At 57.1% G+C, this 17,269-nt stretch carries 15 protein-coding genes; 4 read left to right on the top strand and 11 right to left on the bottom strand.

Annotated features, from left to right (window positions below; genetic code table 11):
• Positions 1–96 precede the first annotated feature (96 nt).
• A complete protein-coding gene (gene dapA, locus FGF66_RS03395) occupies positions 97–987 on the bottom strand; it encodes a 4-hydroxy-tetrahydrodipicolinate synthase (protein WP_139456299.1) in 891 nt (296 codons plus the stop codon).
• 284 nt (positions 988–1,271) lie between these two features.
• Between dapA and FGF66_RS03400 the strand changes: the two genes are divergently transcribed.
• The 3 genes from FGF66_RS03400 (at position 1,272) to FGF66_RS03415 (ending at position 7,287) form a co-directional block, all read left to right on the top strand.
• Complete coding sequence (locus FGF66_RS03400) at positions 1,272–5,801, top strand: AAA domain-containing protein (protein ID WP_246046542.1); 4,530 nt, start codon at positions 1,272–1,274, stop codon at positions 5,799–5,801.
• Between the two features lie 245 nt (positions 5,802–6,046).
• Positions 6,047–6,793, top strand: coding sequence for a hypothetical protein (locus FGF66_RS03410; protein WP_170181188.1), 747 nt, complete (start codon positions 6,047–6,049; stop codon positions 6,791–6,793).
• Positions 6,794–7,023: 230 nt separating this feature from the next.
• Positions 7,024–7,287, top strand: a complete 264-nt coding sequence (locus FGF66_RS03415) for a nucleotidyltransferase family protein (RefSeq protein ID WP_139456300.1) — start codon at positions 7,024–7,026, stop codon at positions 7,285–7,287.
• Positions 7,288–7,407: 120 nt separating this feature from the next.
• Here the strand turns inward: FGF66_RS03415 and FGF66_RS03420 are convergent, their stop codons facing one another.
• From FGF66_RS03420 to FGF66_RS03445, 6 genes are all read right to left on the bottom strand, one after another.
• Positions 7,408–7,974: a hypothetical protein gene (locus FGF66_RS03420; RefSeq protein ID WP_139456301.1), complete on the bottom strand. Its 567-nt coding sequence runs from the start codon at positions 7,972–7,974 to the stop codon at positions 7,408–7,410.
• Between the two features lie 136 nt (positions 7,975–8,110).
• The gene (locus FGF66_RS03425; protein WP_139456302.1) at positions 8,111–8,686 is read right to left on the bottom strand and encodes an AbiU2 domain-containing protein; all 576 of its coding nucleotides are present in this window, start codon (positions 8,684–8,686) and stop codon (positions 8,111–8,113) included.
• A gap of 47 nt (positions 8,687–8,733) precedes the next feature.
• The gene (locus FGF66_RS03430; RefSeq protein ID WP_139456303.1) at positions 8,734–9,441 is read right to left on the bottom strand and encodes a hypothetical protein; all 708 of its coding nucleotides are present in this window, start codon (positions 9,439–9,441) and stop codon (positions 8,734–8,736) included.
• Positions 9,442–9,958: 517 nt separating this feature from the next.
• Positions 9,959–11,665, bottom strand: coding sequence for a DNA repair protein RecN (gene recN, locus FGF66_RS03435; protein WP_139456304.1), 1,707 nt, complete (start codon positions 11,663–11,665; stop codon positions 9,959–9,961).
• 421 nt (positions 11,666–12,086) lie between these two features.
• Positions 12,087–12,281, bottom strand: coding sequence for a Sec-independent protein translocase subunit TatA/TatB (locus FGF66_RS03440; RefSeq protein WP_139456305.1), 195 nt, complete (start codon positions 12,279–12,281; stop codon positions 12,087–12,089).
• 148 nt (positions 12,282–12,429) lie between these two features.
• Positions 12,430–13,080, bottom strand: a complete 651-nt coding sequence (locus FGF66_RS03445) for a phosphatidylserine decarboxylase (RefSeq protein WP_139456306.1) — start codon at positions 13,078–13,080, stop codon at positions 12,430–12,432.
• Positions 13,081–13,274: 194 nt separating this feature from the next.
• Between FGF66_RS03445 and tilS the strand changes: the two genes are divergently transcribed.
• Positions 13,275–14,270: a tRNA lysidine(34) synthetase TilS gene (tilS, locus tag FGF66_RS03450; RefSeq protein WP_139456307.1), complete on the top strand. Its 996-nt coding sequence runs from the start codon at positions 13,275–13,277 to the stop codon at positions 14,268–14,270.
• A 5-nt stretch (positions 14,271–14,275) separates the two neighbouring features.
• On the opposite strand, the gene FGF66_RS03455 is transcribed toward tilS, so the two are convergent.
• From FGF66_RS03455 to chlG, 4 genes are all read right to left on the bottom strand, one after another.
• Positions 14,276–15,316: a hypothetical protein gene (locus FGF66_RS03455; protein ID WP_170181189.1), complete on the bottom strand. Its 1,041-nt coding sequence runs from the start codon at positions 15,314–15,316 to the stop codon at positions 14,276–14,278.
• Positions 15,317–15,329: 13 nt separating this feature from the next.
• Positions 15,330–15,770 (bottom strand): ribonuclease HI, encoded by a 441-nt coding sequence (rnhA, locus tag FGF66_RS03460; RefSeq protein ID WP_139456309.1) that lies wholly within the window; start codon positions 15,768–15,770, stop codon positions 15,330–15,332.
• A gap of 72 nt (positions 15,771–15,842) precedes the next feature.
• Positions 15,843–16,061 carry a 50S ribosomal protein L28 gene (rpmB, locus tag FGF66_RS03465; protein WP_139456310.1) on the bottom strand — a complete coding sequence of 73 codons (219 nt, stop codon included), beginning with the start codon at positions 16,059–16,061 and terminating at the stop codon, positions 15,843–15,845.
• A gap of 147 nt (positions 16,062–16,208) precedes the next feature.
• Complete coding sequence (gene chlG / locus FGF66_RS03470) at positions 16,209–17,201, bottom strand: chlorophyll synthase ChlG (RefSeq protein ID WP_139456311.1); 993 nt, start codon at positions 17,199–17,201, stop codon at positions 16,209–16,211.
• Positions 17,202–17,269 lie beyond the last annotated feature (68 nt).

A 17,269-nucleotide genomic window follows, 5' to 3' on the forward strand; every position in this document is an offset into this window, starting at 1 on the left:
GAGAGTGGGACGTTTGGGACTTGTGGGACGATCGGGAGGAAGAGGTGAAGAGGATGCTTCACCGGTTTTTCTTCTCAAGTCCCGCGGGTCACTTGCTCAAATCAGCCCGAGCTTTTGCAGCTCGTCGCGCAAAATCGCCTTGTTGGCTTCGGCCATTGGCACCAGCGGCAGGCGGTAGACCTCCTCGACCATGCCCATCAGCGAGAGCGCGTACTTGACCGGCACGGGGTTGCTCTCGATGAAGTTCAGCCGGAAGAGCTTGCGGTATTTGCGGTTAATCGCGCGGGCCTCTTCGAGGTTGCCCGCCTTCATGGCGTCGATCAGTCCCTTGACCACCTTCGGCGCCTGGTTGGCCGCCACCGAAATCACGCCATCGCCGCCGAGCGCCATGAAGGGGAGCATCAGCCCGTCCTCGCCGGTCATCACCGAGAAGTTCTCCGGGCGCTCGTCGATGAGCGTCATGATCTGCTCGAAGTTGTCCGACGCCTCCTTGACGGCAAGCACGTTCCCGATGTCCCGCGCCAGTCGCAAAATCGTCTGGGCGCTCACGTTGCTGCCCGTGCGTCCCGGCACGTTGTAGATGATCACCGGAATCGAGACCGATTCGGCCACGCGGCGGAAGTGCTGGTAGTACCCCTCCTGCGAAGGCTTGTTGTAATAGGGCGCGACGGAGAGAATGGCCCGCGCCCCGGCCTTTTCGGCGTTGCGCGCCAGCTCGACCGCGTGCCGGGTGTCATTGTTGCCCGCGCCGGCGGCCACCATCATCGACTCGCCAGCCTCCTCGCAGACGACGCGGATGATCTCCGCCTCCTCCTCGTTCGTGAGCGTGGGCGACTCGCCGGTGGTGCCGCAGGGAAGCACGATGTCGGTTCCGGCTTCGCGATGAAACCGCACCAGTCGCCGAAGGGCTTCGTAATCGACCGATCCATCCTCGTGGAACGGCGTGACAAGGGCTACGGCTGAACCTGAAATAAGGCGATTGGACATGAGAACTGCTTGATTCTAAAGTGATTGAAGGCCAGGAGCGTTCCGGGGACGCCGGGTCGGGAGCGCACTCGATTCAGCCTTCGTGATGAATTGAATGTAGCCAATGAGATGGATTTATAAAAAAAACTGTAAATCGAACGGCGAAGTAGAGCTTCCAAAAACCTGTCAGCCAGGCAAACAGGCGCGAGGAACAATCTGTTCTGACCAAACCGGACAGGTTGCTGTTGTTTCATTATTTTCAGGTTAATTAAGTGACAGGCATCAACGACGAAAAAGAAAAGATAATGGATGTGAATTCGCGCGATCTGCTGACACGGCTGCTTGACTATATCGAGGAGCAGGCCAGGGAGATCGATCCCCGCGCTTTCAGGCTGTCAAATACCAGGGAGTTTCTCCGGCATCGTACCGATCTCGTCGGACTTCCGGGCGTCGAATTTGACCTCGATGTCGAGGGCGACCACTTCTGGCTGCGTGTCCATCGACTTGAAGCGCACAAGCCTCCCGCGTCCGACGAGGAGTGCAAAACGCTCATCCGCTTCAGCGATGATCCCTGTGGAGCAAAACCATCCATCGACGAAGCGGCGTTCAAAGCGCATCTCCTGCCCGCCGCGGAAGGCATAACGGCAGAGGAGGTCGAGGCGCTGGAGCGGCAACAGCGCGAGTTGCTCGAAGAGGCGCTCGCCCGCTATGCAGCGCTCTGGCAAGCGTGGGCGGAGGGCGAAAAACCGCGCCGCCAGACTATCGACCTTTACGGAGCGCTGTTCGCCATCAAACACCAGCTCGAAGCCGAAGAGACCGCCCGGCCCACCGAGCTTGTCTGGGGCATTGGCGTAGCGACCTGGCAGTTGCGGTGGCAGGAGTCGCAGAACAAGGTTTCCCGAGTCGATTTCGAGTATCCGCTGTTGACGCAGCAGATGGAGGTCGGCATCGACGAGGCGACGATGGCGCTCTGTTTGCGCCCGCGAGCCACCGATACCTGCTACGAGGGCGATGCATTCGCAAGCTGCATGGGGCGAGTCGCCGTCGAGGTGGAGCGGGCGGTGCGTCAGCAGATCGAGCTGAATCAGGAGCGCCCCGTCACGCCGTTCGATCCCGGCTCCTATGCCGACCTGTTGAAGCTCGTCGCCACCAACATGGACAGCTCCGGCGCGTACCGGCCTTTGGCGGACGGAGATGGAGCCGTGCCTCCGCCGGGCGAGCATCTTGTCGTGACCGACTCCTGGGCGCTGTTCACGCGGCCCCGGTCGAACAACTACTTGCTCGATGACCTGCAAAGCCTCAAGACGCGCCTTGCGGAGGGGTGCGACATTCCGAATGGGCCAGCCGCATTCGTCACCCTGCCTTCGGATGAGCCTCCGCCGTTTGAGAGCATCCACTTTCGGGGGCTGTCCGGCAGCGCCCCGGATCGCGGCAAGGGCGAGATTCGGGAGCTGTTCTTTCCGTTGCCGTACAATCAGGAGCAGGTCACCATCGTCCAGCAGCTCGAACAGGCCGAGGGCGTCGCGGTGCAGGGGCCGCCCGGCACCGGCAAGACGCACACGATCGCCAACATCATCTGCCACTACCTCGCCACCGGCAGGCGCGTACTCGTGACCTCCAGAGGCGAGCCTGCGCTTGCGGTTCTGCAAAGCAAGATTCCCGAAGAGGTTCAACCCTTGACCGTGGCGATGCTCACCGGCGACCGCGAGAGCCTGCGGCAATTCGAGAACGCGATCAATGCGATTCAGGCGCGTGTCTCGCAGCTCAATCCGGAATTCACGCGCGGGGAGATCGAACGTTGCACAAGCCGCATCGACCGGGCGCACTCCGAACTTGCGAGCATCGACAGCCGTATCGACGAAATCGCGGAAACGCAACTTGCCGAAGTGTCTGTCGATGGCCATCCGATGCGCGCCCAGCAGCTCGCCGAACTGGTCATCAGCGGCGAGGCCGAACACGGCTGGTTCGACGACGAAATCACGCTCTCGCCCGAATATGCGCCGCCGCTTTCGGATGAGGAGGCCGGACGGCTTCGCGAGGCGCGGCGCAAGCTCGGCAGCGACCTGGCCTATGTCGATGCCAGTGTGCCGTCGTCGGACGACCTGCCGCAACCAGCCGATGTCGCGCAGTTGCACACCGTTCTGGTGCGGATGCGTGAAATCGAGCGGCTGGTGGACGAAGGCGCGTTGCCTGCCCTGAAAGCAGCGACGCCCGAAGTGCTCGACGAGGCGCGGCAGCTTTTGGGCGCTATCGAGGCGGTCTGTTCGATCCTGAATGCGATCGACGAGCTGGGCGAGAGCTGGGCGCACACGTTGAGGCAGCGGTGCAGGCAACAGTCATTTCAGGCCGAACGTCAGGCGCTCGAAGCGCTGTTCGACGAAATTACGGCACTGACGGAAGCTCGAGCCACTTTTCTGCAACGGCCGGTCGAGATTCCGCCGGAAGCGCTTGGCTCGCCGAAAGTGAGCGAGGCGGTACAGCGAGGCGCGGATACCGGGAAGCCCTTCGGACTCATCGCTTTCGGTAACCGCGAGGCGAGGGAGGCGGTGGCGAAAGTGAAAGTGGCAGGCTTGCCGCCGTCGAGCGGCGAAGAGTGGCGACACGTCAAAAGCTTCATGGAGCTTCATTTGCGCGTTGTCTCGTTCCTGACGCGATGGAACCAGTTCGCGCCGGCACTCTCCGCCCCGGTGCTGGAGGGCGGCGTCGGCGAGCTGCGCCGCATCGAGACAGTCGCCTCGGCAGCTCGCCAAGCGCACCAGCTCGCCACGCGGCATGACGTCACGCTCTTGCGCGGGGCCGAGGCGGTTTTCGCCCAAGCACCGGTCGCGCTGCTGCACGGAACATCCGAGGAGGTCGCCAAGGTCAGGGAGCACCTGATGGTTCATTTGAGCCGCGCCGATCTGGCAAAGGCGGCGACGCAGTTGTCCATCTTGAAGTCTAAACTGGCAGGAACTTCCGGCCCCGTATCGGAAAAACTCAGAGCGCTGGTCGATGGGGAACTCGGAAACGAAGCGCTTGCGGCGGAACGGATCGCCGCCGGGTACGCAACGCTTCTCGGTGAGTTGCGGCGCATCGCGGCTCTGAAGGTGGAGCTTGCATTCGTCAGCGAAGCCGCGAACCGCTTCGCCCAGGCGGGAGCGCCGAAGTTCGCGGCCCGCATCCGCTCCGTGCCGGTGGCGCAAACCGGCGAGGACGCGGCGCTTCTGGTCAACTGGCGCACGGCCTGGACGTGGGCGCGAGTGAAGCGTTACCTCGAACAGATCGAGTCGCGCGATGAACTGGTGAAGCTGTCAGCCCGCCGCCGCGATCTGGAAGAGGGGCTTGCGAAGCTCTACGGGGAGATGGTCGCTCTGGCGGCGTGGATGGAGACCAAACTCAATGCCTCGCCGCGCGTGCTTCAGGCGCTGCAAGGCTATGCCACCGCGATCCGGCGCATCGGGCGCGGCACAGGCCCCAACGCAACGCGCCACCGCCGGGACGCGCGGCACCACATGACCAGCGCCGCCGCCGCGATTCCGTGCTGGATCATGAGCCACGCCAAGGTCTCCGAATCGATGCCCGCCGACATTGGAGCCTTCGATCTCGTGATCGTGGACGAGGCGAGCCAGTCGGACATCTGGGCGCTGCCCGCGATCTTGCGCGGCAAAACGATTCTGGTGGTCGGCGACGACAAGCAGGTTTCGCCCGACGCCGGGTTCGTCTCCGCCCAGCGAGTGCAGGAGCTGCGTGACCGCTTCCTCGCGGAGCAGCCCTTCCGCGAGGCGATGACGCCGGGCAGCTCGCTCTACGATCTGGCGGCACGGGTCTTCGCGGCGCGGCAGGTGATGCTGCGCGAGCACTTCCGGTGCGTGCCGCCGATCATCGCCTACTCCAACCGGATGTTTTACAAGGGGGCGATCCAGCCACTGCGGATTCCGAAAGGGAGCGAACGGATCGAGCCGCCGCTGGTGGATGTGCATGTCGAAAATGGCGTGCGGGAGCGGAGCGACTGCAACCGCGAAGAGGCGAGCTTCATCGCCGACGAAGTCGCGGCGCTGCTCGTGGACGAGCGCTTCGCGGGCCGCACCATCGGCGTGGTGTCGCTGCTTGGCATGGAGCAGGCCAAATATATCGATACGCTGGTGCGCAACCGGTGCAACACCGCCGAACTGTTTCGGCGCAGGTTCGAGTGCGGCGATGCGCGAACGTTTCAGGGCAGCGAGCGCGACATCATCTTCCTCTCGATGGTGGTCGATCCCGGCAACTGCAAGGCGCTGGCGGGCAACATGTTCGAGCAGCGCTTCAACGTGGCGGCCAGCCGCGCTCGCGACCGCATGTACCTGGTGCGCTCCGTCACGGCGTCGCACCTCTCCGACCTTGACTTGCGGCGATCCCTTCTTCAGCACTTCGACAAGCCGCTCATCGCCGACAAGGAGGAGGCCGAAGTGCTCATCGACCGTTGCGAATCGGGCTTCGAGCGAGAGATGTACTCAGCGCTGGTCGAGCGTGGCTATCGGGTCATGCCGCAAGTCAGGACGGGCGCATACCGCATCGACATGGTGGTCGAAGGCTCGGGCGACCTGCGTCTTGCCATCGAGTGCGACGGTGACGAATTCCACGGCCCCGACCGCTGGCCGCACGACCTCGCCCGCCAGCGGGTGCTGGAACGCGCGGGCTGGAGTTTCTGGCGCTGCTTCGCCTCCACGTGGCGGTTGCACAAGGATGAAGTCCTCGGCGAACTCACCGAACGCCTGTCATCGATGGGCATCGAACCGCTTAGCTCGATCACCAGAGCGCCCAGGCTCGTCGAAAAGCGCTCGCTGATCGTCTCGGTGTATGAAGAAACGCCGCGCTGAAACGCGCCCCCAAACTCGATGCGCTGCCTGATCAATGCACCGGGCAGTGCTCGAAAGCGCTTCCTGTTTGCGGAAAATTGCTTATCTGTTACGCTTCATCGGGGTGTTTCCGAAACGCGCCATGAAGTTTTTTCCTGAATGTCAATACATTTTTTGGGTTATTTTTCGCTACATTTTGGCGCACGCATCTGTCGCCCAGAAGCGTCGTGCGTTGCTTTATTATTATCTAACAATAAGTTACTTGCATGAAAAAGTTTGTAAGCCGTACAGCAGGCGTCGCTCTTCTCTCCGTGATGTCCGTGATGACCGGTTGTTCAAAATCGGATAACCCGGTATCTGACGCGGTCTCTTCACTTTCAGGGGAATCGCTCCCGAAGCGTTACGAGATCAAATCGGGCATCGTGCATTATGAGCCGCAGAACCTCATGGGCATGGGAACGACCACCGAAACGCTCTATTTTGACGATTATGGCAGAAAAGAGGCTGTGGAAAGGGTTACGGAATCGAGCGTCATGGGAATCAAGACGTATGAGCATACCATGCAGGTCACGGACGGTCAAACCGGCATTTCTTATGAAATAAAGAAGACTGTTAACGGCAAGGATGAAACCAGCAAGGTGGCGACCAAAAGCGACCTCCGGGCGTTTCAGGAGATGGCGCAGACGATGGCTAAATCCCTGGATGTCAATGAGCTGAAGAAAAACATGGATTACCGCGAAGAGGGTACGGAAACGATTGCTGGTGTAACCGGCCAGAAGTACTCGGTTGCCATGAACAAGGAGCAGCCCAATGCGCGTGTTTATGGCGTGATGTACAAGAATATCGTGCTGAAAAGCGAAATGGGCAGCATTTCCACGAAAGCGGCAAGCATCGAGGAAAATGTTGCCGTTCCGGCGTCAAAATTCGAGATTCCGGCTGGCTACACTGTTCAGGAGTTCAATGTAGCCGAAGAGATGGAGAAAGCCGCCTCGATGGGGGAATCCAAAGAGTAAAAGATTTGCATCATTGCGAAAAGCAAAAAGGCGGTGCTTGTGCCGCCTTTTTTTATGATTTTTTCCAGAGCCGTCCAATCATTTGCTGATCCGCGATGAAGAGAATTCTGCATTTCAGGGCATGTCAATCACGCAAAGGGCTTCGGATCGGGTTATTATGACGCATTCATCCGTTGTATGCTTACGGCATCAGGCAATGAGCTGTATTTAAATCGGACGAACTCGAAGTGATGCGAAACATTCTGAACCGTTTCGTACCGAATGCTGAAATCATCGTTTTCGGCTTCCGAATTCACGGTACGGCAAAACCCTGGTCAGACCTCGACCTCGCCATCAAGGCCGATTCAGCGCTTGACTGGAAACTGCTCGCCGAATTCAAGGAAACATTTCAGGAATCCGAATTGCCGTTCAGAGTTGATGTTTTGGATTGGAATGATATAACAGAAACATTCCGAAAAGCAATAGAAAACTCCTGTTTGGAGATATTGCCGTGAATATTGATAGCTTGTTTCGCTTCCTATTTCTAACGGCCAGTTCACCCGGCCAATTTAGGCGCGATAGCGACTAAATTGGCTTGGGTGGAATTGAATGTTAAAATTTTATTGCTATTTATTTTACTCATCGGGCTTTTTTTCACCGAATAGCATTTCATATCCAGTACGACTAATGTACATTCCCCTAGCCATACGTTCCTCCATTAACTCTCCAATACCACCAGGATATTTTACATGAAACAGTATTCTAGCCACTTGCTTGAAAAAGTCTTCTAAGTCTTCGGTTTTAAACTTAACGGTTATAATTTCTTTTTTTCTTATACGTATTGTTTTAATAACTTCCGGTTCGTCTATATTCCAATTCCACATTCCATGAATCAGGGCATTTCTATAATCTTTCAATGATTTAATATTTTCATATTGCTGTAAAAGTATTTCTTGCCTTTCTTTCAGTTTTTCTTTATTTGCAACCCGTTCTTTCCATAAATCCAAAATGTCAGTAAAACTTAGATTATTCATTGCCTTAGGCAAAGCTATCTTTTCTTTATCATCATAGGTTAGCAAGCATTGCATGAATATCTCATGCTCAATAGCCCCCCATTGTGAGATGATTCTTCCTATCAAGAATGTTTCTTTATCAGAAATGCCATAATCTAAGATTCTTAGTGGAGTATTTTCCTCAGCCATGAATCCTCCTTTTTATAATCCTAACGCCAAGTTAACCGGCAGAACGGAGTCGGCTCCCCGACGGAGTTGTTTGCAGCGGGGCGTAAAATTTGCGAAGCAAATGCCCCGTTGCAAACTGTCCGCGTTGAACGCCTGGTTAGGCATTTTGCATTTTTCGAAGATATTTCAAAAAATCTAATACGTCACCTTTGCAACCACCACGACCAAAATCGAGGGGGCCAAGCCCGATGGCGATACCTACTTCATCGCAATACTTCTGCAGGTTCACCAGAAATTGGTCAAGCTCGCTTTCGGTTGTTGCGCCAAGTACAAGGCCATTAACTTGATGATCTCTATCGAAGTGAGCGAGGCGCTTATCTCTTGCTGGCTTTATTTTCTCGCCATAGATGAGAAGTTTGTTAGCAAGGTCTTCGATTTCCAGAGATAACAACTTATTATCGGTGAGCTGCTCATTTATTAGCTTTATTGTTATATTTTCTATCGTTACACCCTTCCTTGTTGTGCTCGGTGGGTCCATTAATTTACACACTTGCAGTAGCCAATCTCGCAGCATTATGTCTGCAATATCGCTAAAAAATGTCGGGGCAACCTTTGTTAGCAAATCTCGATTTTTGTCATTGAAAAGTCTGGTGTACGTAAAATACGCATGCACCAAATCTATGCAGTGACCTCTAAGGTACTTGAAATCTTCGAGCAGTTTTGAACTAGTCATGGTGATGCCTAACGTGGAGCTTAGGGGCGCAGGGTTGGGCGTCGTTGTCACAAGGCACCTTCCTGATCGGCGAGAAACATAACTCTCGCCGCCTTCTTGAATTCAGCAAGCAGGGTTGACTCGAAAATGGGTATGTACGACGCAATGCATAGCTGAAGCGGCAGACTGCTTTGAATTCCGACAGGGGAACGTTTTGTCGGCGATCCACTCTGCATGGAAGAGATGAGAAGGTTGGCAAACTTTTCCTCCGGCCTGACCGCTTTACATTTCTCCTCGTATGAGTAAGCGATACTGCGCTTCATGAGTAGATCATCTGGCATGGCAAAACCCGTTTTGCTTGAGAGAAGCGAGCTAGTGATGTTCGCCGAGTTCTTCAAACACTCGAAATAGTCATTGCCTTCCGGTTCGCCATCCTCGTCTTCGTCGGCATTGAGGAATTCACGCACCACCCAGTAATGGCAGAAAGCAGCAGCCTCGAAGGCAACACAGTCGTAGGGATAAGAGCTACTGGTTTCGAACGTCTTTTCAACAGAAGTCAGCATCTCTCGCAATCCTGAGGAAAAACGATGCGCAAGGTACAAAACCCAAGTAGACAATGCAGCAGGGACCCGAAGGGTTGGGTCTTTGACTGACCGGTAACTACTCTGGAACTGCTCTGGTGTTATGGTGGCAATAAATTCTTCTAGCGGGGTTTTCGCCACCTTTTTGCGGAATATCCTCGAAAAAAAATTGCTCAAGCTACCTCCTTCTGCCAAGACGCCCAACAATGTTTAGACTGATCTGCCTAATCCAGAAAAGGCAGAAAGCTTCTTTCTGTATAAGACAACCTCATAACCATACTCACAGACCAGCCAATTGATTATTTATATATAACTTAACCACATTAACAATCATTTAATCCTGCCGGTTTATACAGATCAGTCTAAACCGGCAAGGTTCAAGCTTCACTCAAAGAACCCATCACGCAAGTTCATCAGTAATCGTAGAATCAAAGCACCTGTCAGTAATGCCGTCGCTTGTGTAACATCAGATCAGTTCTACTCATTTGGAAAGCCGTCTCGAAAGGGGTACTGAGTAAGCTCAACGGCGAGGCTTACGTTTTATATTTACACAGATTACGAGAGTATCACAAGTACAAAATTTTCGACTTGATGTTTATGGAGGTTTTCGATGTTAAGCCTGCATCGCGAAAATGTTTCGATGCCTTGATTGTGTGGAGCCTTCGGCTCCATTGCCAAGCTGGTGCATGGCGCTCCCAGGTTGCTCCCACGCTTAAGCCGACCTTCCTGCTTCGATCAGCTCCTCGGCGAGTTTGCGTGATGATTCGGAGATGGTTTCGCCGCTGAAGAGGCGGGCGACCTCCTCCACGCGCCGGGCGGCGTCGAGCGGGGTGACGCCGGTGAAGGTTCGCTCGCCTTCGATGCGCTTGACGACCGCCAGGTGCAGGTCGCCCATCGCGGCGATCTGGGGGAGATGGGTGATGGCCATGATCTGGTGCATCCGCGAGAGGCGCTTGAGGCTGAAGCCGACCGACTGCGCCACCTTGCCGCTGATGCCGGTGTCGATTTCGTCGAACACGAGAATCGGCAGCTCCGCCGAGCGGGCGAGAGCGCTCTTCATGGCGAGCATGACGCGCGAGATTTCGCCGCCGGAGGCCACCTTCGCCAAGGGTTTCGGTGACTCGCCGAGGTTGGTCGAGATCATGAACTCGACGCGGTCGCAGCCGTTGTCGAAGGCCCGGTAGCGCGTGCCGTCGATCTCGATGTCGCCGTCCGGCGCGGCTTCGCGGGTGAAGCGCACCTCGAAGGCGCTGTGCGGAATGCCGAGCGTCGAAAGGCCCTGCATGATCTCCTGCTCCAGCCGCCCGGCGGCTTCGCGCCGATGCTCCGACAGGCTGTTCGCCGAGGCCGAGAGCGCCGCGCGGGCGTTACGAATGTCGGCTTCGATGGCCGCAAGTTCGCCCGCCACATTCTCTTCGAGTGACAGCTCCTCGGCGAGCCGGTCGCGCAGGGCGATCAGTTCGTCGATGCTTTTTCCGTGCTTCTTGGCGAGGCGCTGCAAGAGCATCTGCCGCTCGCGCAGCACATCGAGGCGGTCACTGTTGAACTCGATGCCGTCGGCGTAGCTTCCGGCAAAGCGGTTCAGCTCCTCCACCGTGGCCGTCGCGCCGCGCAGCTCTTCGAGCCACGGCTCGAAACTCTTGTCGATCGCGTTGAGCTTTTCGAGCAGGTGCACCGCCGCCGAAAGCGCCGTGTAGGCCGAACTCTCCGATTCGTAGAGATTCTGGCCAAGCTCCGTGCCGAGGTTGAAGAGCGTTTCGGCGTTTTCGAGCAGGTTGATCTCCTCGTCAATCGAGCGCTCCTCGCCTTCGACCAGCGCCGCCGCGTCGAGTTCCCGGTACTGATAATCGATGAAGTCGCGCTTCTGGCGGAGCGCTTCGGCGCGTTCGTTGAGGCTTTGCAGCTCGCGGCGGAGTGCGCGGTACTCGTCGAGCGTGTTGCGGTATTGCGCGGTTTCGGCGTGAAGCAGGCCGAAGCCGTCGAGCATTCCGGCGTGGGTTTCGGCGTGCAGAAGGAGTTGGTGGTCGTGCTGGCCGTGCAGATCGACGAGCTGCTGTCCGACTTTCTTCAGCAGGGCGACCGTGCAGGGCGTGTCGTTGATGAAGCAGCGTGACTGGCCCGTCGCTGAAATGTCGCGCCGCAGAATCAGCTCCGGCGTACGCTCGATCTGTTCCTCGTCGAGCATCTCGCCAATGCTCTCGTAGTGCTCGCCGCCGAAGACCGCCTCGATCACCGCCTTGCGCGCCCCGGCCCGAACCACCTCCGCGCTCGCCCGCTCGCCGAGCACCATGTTCAGCGCTCCCATCAGAATCGATTTGCCCGCGCCGGTCTCGCCGGTGATGATGGTCAGGCCGGGCGCGAAGCTGACCGAAAGTTCGTCGATGAGCGCGAAATCCCTGACGTAGAGGCTTTTGAGCATGAGATGGAGCGTTATGGGTTCGGCGGGCTGACAGCTCCAAAGATAACGCTAAAAAAGCGTGTTTGAAAAGCGCTGCTTGCTGTTACCGCTTCCGGTCACCCTGCGCGTGTCGCCGAATCGCGATCAGTGAACGGCTCGGCGGATGCGGATGGCCAGAGTTTTCGCTGCCGTTCCAAGTGATGTTCTCGCCGGTGAGTTCATGAAACAAAAATGGCAGAGGCATCGCATTCCGGGGTCAGATACGGTTGATCGACAGGTCAGTTCCAGACCCGGTGGCGAGTCTGGAAAACCGTGAATGGTCTGTTGTTTGCGATGATCCTCGCGTGGCCGACTATCCTGAAAAGGTTACCGGATAGAAGGGGAATCGCTGCCGGGCAGGTAGTGTGTCTATGAAAAAAATGGCTGAAGCGCGTTTTCTGATTCAGGCCTTTTTCTCGCTTTTCGATGGCTCGTCCACCGTTTTGTTGAACTCTTCCTCTATTTCACTCTGAGCTTTTTTGAACTCCTTGATGCCTTTGCCAAGTCCTTTGGCCAGTTCGGGCAGCTTCTGCGCGCCGAAAAGGAGAAGGACGATGAGCAAAATGAGAATGAGTTCCTGGCCGCCTAAACCGAACATGGATGTATCTCCGGAAAGTGTACAAATTGATGTGGCGTCCTGAAAAGCTTGCTCCGCGATTGCGGTTATGGTTTCATGACACCGGTAGTTTGCGCGTTACCGCAAGCAAAACTTAACAAAGAAGGCACTCAAACCAAAAAGTTTTCGATCAAAAACTCTCCATTCCCCCGAGAACCGTTTCGCCCGCAGTGGTTTGCATTCCCACCGAAACCGTGACGCGCACCGAGGCCGGAAGGGCGATATCGACCCGCGATCCGAGCTTGATCATGCCGAAGCGGCTGCCGCGCGTCACCTCCTGCCCGGCTTTGAGTTCGCAGACGATCCTGCGGGCCACGAATCCCGATACCTGCGAGAACCAGACCGGCCCGGCGGCGGTGTCGAGCGTGATCTCCATGCGCTCGTTGTCCGACATGCTGCGGTGGTCGAAGGCCATGAGGAACTTGCCCTCGTGGTATTGACAGTCGTGCACCGTGCCATCGACAGGAATCCGGTTCACGTGGACGTTGAAGGGCGACATGAAGATGCTGACGAGGGTCGAATTCGGTCCGGTGACGGGGTGATCCACCGTTTGCTTCAGCACGATCTTGCCGTCGGCGGGCGCGATGACGAGGCCAGGTTCGGCAGGCGCGGCGCGTTCAGGATCGCGATAGAAATAGAGCGTGAAGAGGAGAAACAGAAGCGCGGCGGCGACAAGAATAGAGCCTCCGGGTTGCGGCAGAAAGATGCCCGCGATGATGACGATGATGCAGAAAATGGCGGTTTTGACGACGCTGCCGGTTCCGTATGGTGCGATGCGCATGAGCTGATGATCCAGATTTGAGGCTAATGATAGCCAAATTTGTCTTATTTACCATCATCCCGTTCGATCGGGCGGCCGTCGGCGGGATTGCAAAAACGGGAGATCGGCGATAGTATGTTTCTCGTCGATCTCTGAAAACGTGGTATCGGCCAGCATTTTCCATCGCAAAAATGAGCAAGCGGACAGGCGACTCAATGAACAGGATCGAGAAAAAATTTCTTGAAAATATCCGGCGGCAGAGGCTTGCCGAAAGCGGCGACGCAGTGTTGCTGGCGGTCTCCGGCGGGCCGGATTCGATGGCGCTCTTGCATCTTTTCGCGGCGGCGTCGCCAGTGCTGCGCTGCCGCCTCGGCGTGGCGCACTGCAATTTCACGCTCCGTGGCAAGGAGAGCGACGGCGACGAGGCGTTCGTCCGCGATGTGTGCCGGGCGCTCGGCATCGAATGCCACGTGCGGCGCTTCGATACGGCCAGCGTTTCGTTGGCGTGGAAAAAGTCCGTCGAGGAGAGTGCGCGCTCGCTGCGCTACGACTTTTTCGACGAGCTTTGCCGCGAGGCTGGTTTCACCCGGATCGCGACGGGGCACCACAGTGGCGATAATGCCGAAACCGTGCTCTTCAATCTTTTTCGCGGCACGGGGGTTTCGGGCTTGCGGGGAATACGGGCGCGGCACGGTGCGATCATCAGGCCGCTTCTGCCCTTCACCCGTTGGGAGATCGTGGCCTATCTCGAAGAAAAACAGATCGCCTGGAGAGACGATCACACCAACGAAGGCATCGAGTATGACCGTAATTTCATCCGAAACCGCGTGATTCCGGTGATCGAAGAGCGATTCGGGAGCAAATTTTCGCCATCGATGCAACGTCTTTCGGCGCAGGCGGGCGAGCTCGAAGCGTTCATCGATCTGCACATTTCGCGCCTGCTCGAAGCACAGCCGGGTCTTGACCTCGCGGGTGGCAAGCTGCACGTCGGCGCGATGCGGCAGCTCTCGATTTTCGAGCGGAAAGAGATTCTCAAACGGGCGCTGAAGTTGCAGGGGCTTCCGGTTGACAGCCAGGCGCTCGCCCGGATCGCGGGGCTGCTCGACAATCAGTCGGGTCGGAGCGTTCCGGTTGGCGCGGGCGTTGAGGCGGTTCGGCAGGACGGATTTCTTCGTTTCCGGCAAACCGGTGATCCGTCAGATCACCGGTAACGCGCTCACTCTTTTTTGCCGCTTTTTCTGAAGATGGTCTCCGGCAGGTCAGCCGTGACGATGACCGATTCGAGGTTCTGGTTCACCTTGAGGTGCCTGAGCAGCTCCTTGGCCGACTCCGAGGTTCTCGAACCGGAGATGCTCGACAGTTCGATAGCGCCCCACAGGAAGGTGGAGGCGAAGAATGCCGCCTGGCGATCCTTGTAAACCCATTCGGACTGTCCCTTGAGTCCGTTGTCGTCGAACTTCACCGACATCGAAATCTGTTGCAAACGGTTCAGATTGCCGACCGACTTCATATCGCTGTTCTTCGAGGTGAGGCTTTGCAGCGCGCCCGCCGTCCACTGTGGCGAGGCGAGGGCGAACCAGACGTGCGATTTGTAGGGTGTTTTTCTGATCAGCGAGGCCGTGGTCGAATCGCGCTCGAAAAGATGGCCAGATGGCCTGAAGAACTTTTCGAGGTTGTCGCTGCTGCTGGCGATGGCGAGTCGGCTGCCGCCCATCGGGCTGACCCAGAGTGTGCTGTCGAGCATGTACGCCGGGCGTCCGGCAATCTCCGCTTTCTGGATGCTCGCGGCATCGAGAAGCCGCGCTTGCGCCTTTCGGGCGACGGGGCCGCACGCAAGGCCGATGAAGTTCTGCTGCTTCCGGCCCGAGCGCTGGAAACTCACGAGCAGCGTGTCGAGATCGTTGTTGAGATCGATACCCGCAACTTTCATCAGGCTGTCGGTTCGTTTGCCGAGGCTGAGAATCGGGCTGCTCTTGATCGAATCGGGCACGGCCTCCTTCCAGAATTTGCTTTCGCGAATATCCTTCATGCCGACGTAGATCATGGCGTCGGAGGTGCCCGGCATGTTCTGGATGATCGTCGTCAGCTCCGGCGAGAGCGGTTCGGGCGCGAGGCGCGGTTTTTTCCAGTTGATCCAGAGGTAGCCTGTGAGCACGACGACGAGCCCCATGACAAAAAGGGTGGCGATGACTTTCGGGCCTTTCTTTTTTGGGGCCTGCAACCCAGGCGTCGCGGGCATGGACTCGTTGCCGCTCATAAGGTAGAAAAAGTTAGGAGTTATCCTTGATGGCAAGCCGGGCCAGCTCGTCGCACCGGTTATTGTGCGGGTTGTCGCTGTGCCCTTTGACTTTGTGAAAGGAGACGCGGTGTAATGTAGTCAACTTCACGATTTCCTGCCAGAGGTTGATGTTCTCCACCGGTTTCTTCGCGGCGGTTTTCCAGCCGTTTTTCTGCCAGCGCTTCAGCCACCCTTCGTTCATGGCGTTGACCAGATACGCTGAATCACTGTACAGATCGACGTGGCAAGGTTCTTTCAGGGCTTCAAGCGCCTTGATGGCGGCCATCATCTCCATGCGGTTGTTGGTCGTGGCGGGGGCGTATCCCGAAATCTCCTTCCGGGTGCCGCCGTACATGAGCAACGCGCCCCAGCCGCCTTTGCCCGGATTGCCGCTGCATGCGCCGTCGGTGTAGATGGTGATGGTTTTTTCCATGGATAAAAAAAGGCTCAACCGGTGGATGAGCCTTGTCAAATGGGAATTGGGAAACTTCGCTTTTGGCGATGCTTATTTCAGAAGCTTGGCCAGTTCGGCGGTGCCGGTCTTGGACATGATTTTCATCGCCTTGGCGGTCAGGCGAACCTTGACCCAGCGCTTCTCTTCCTCGATCCAGATTCTCTTGGTATGCAGATTCGGCTCGAAACGGGTGCGGGTGTGGTTATTGGCATGGGAAACGTTGTTGCCGTATATCGGCCTTTTTCCGGTCAGTACGCAAACTTTGGACATGGTTGGATCGATTGGCGTTAAAAAATTGAACCGGAAGATACTCAATAGTTCGTAAAAACGAAATGGTTTTCGTGCGCCGGGGTAAAGAATAGGACGTATAGGACTTATAAGGCCTATACGTCCTATAGGGAAAAGAGATCAGGCCTGCTACGGCCTTATGCCCACGGCGCAGACCATCATGGAGAGCACGTAGAGCAGCGTTCCGAAGGCGTTGTACCACACCGCTTTTTCGGCGGGGTGGTCGATCAGGATTTTTTGCATCGGGAGCTGCATGACCAGCAGCGTCACGGCGATGGCCGTCGGGATCGTGGAGCCTTTGGCGACCAGAATCGCGATGGCCGCGACTTGCGCGGCGTCCATCACCACCGAGGCGAGGATGGCTGCGTTCTTCTCGCCGAGCTGCACCGGAATCGAGGCGACCTTGCGGATTTTGTCGCCCACGACCGACTTGAAGTCGTTGAGCGTCATGATACCGTGCGCGCCAAGCGAAAAAATTATGGCCAGCGCGATCGACTCGGTCGAAGGTACGCCCTGCGTGATCGCGAAGCTGCCGGTCAGCCAGGCGACGCCCTCGTAGGCGAGGCCTACGATCAGGTTGCCGTACCAGCCGTTGCGCTTCGCCCGGATCGGCGGCCCGGAGTAGGCGTGCGACATCAGGACGCCCACGAAGGCGATGGCCATCACGTAGGGATGAATCGACAGGGCGACCAGAAAGCCGGTGAGAATCAGCCCGAAGGTGATGAGCCAGCTTGCCTGTTTGGAGATTTTGCCGGACGGAATCGGGCGCTCCGGCTCGTTGATGGCGTCAACCTCACGGTCGAAATAGTCGTTCATGGTCTGCGACATGGCGCACATGAGCGGTCCGGCCAGAATGACGCCCCGGAGCAGAATCGAGAAGTTGTGCGAGACGCTTTCACCAGTGGAGACCACGCCGCAGGCGAAGGCCCACATCGGCGGAAACCAGGTGACCGGTTTCATGAGCGGAAGAATCGCGGATGGCTCGATACGGAATCCGGGCCGGTTGACATTTTCGAGGGCCTGCTGGATGATTTTCTGTCTGGACTGGCTGATCCCCGACTGATGCAGTTTCTCGTCGATGTTCAGTTGCAGTTCAGGATTGAGCGTATCGCTTCCGTTCATGATTTACAGATTCTTGCTTCGGCTGGAAACAGACAGCAAATATAATACATGTTTTCCGGCAAATTGTA

This window comes from Chlorobaculum thiosulfatiphilum, assembly GCF_006265165.1.
Classification (GTDB): domain Bacteria; phylum Bacteroidota; class Chlorobiia; order Chlorobiales; family Chlorobiaceae; genus Chlorobaculum; species Chlorobaculum thiosulfatiphilum.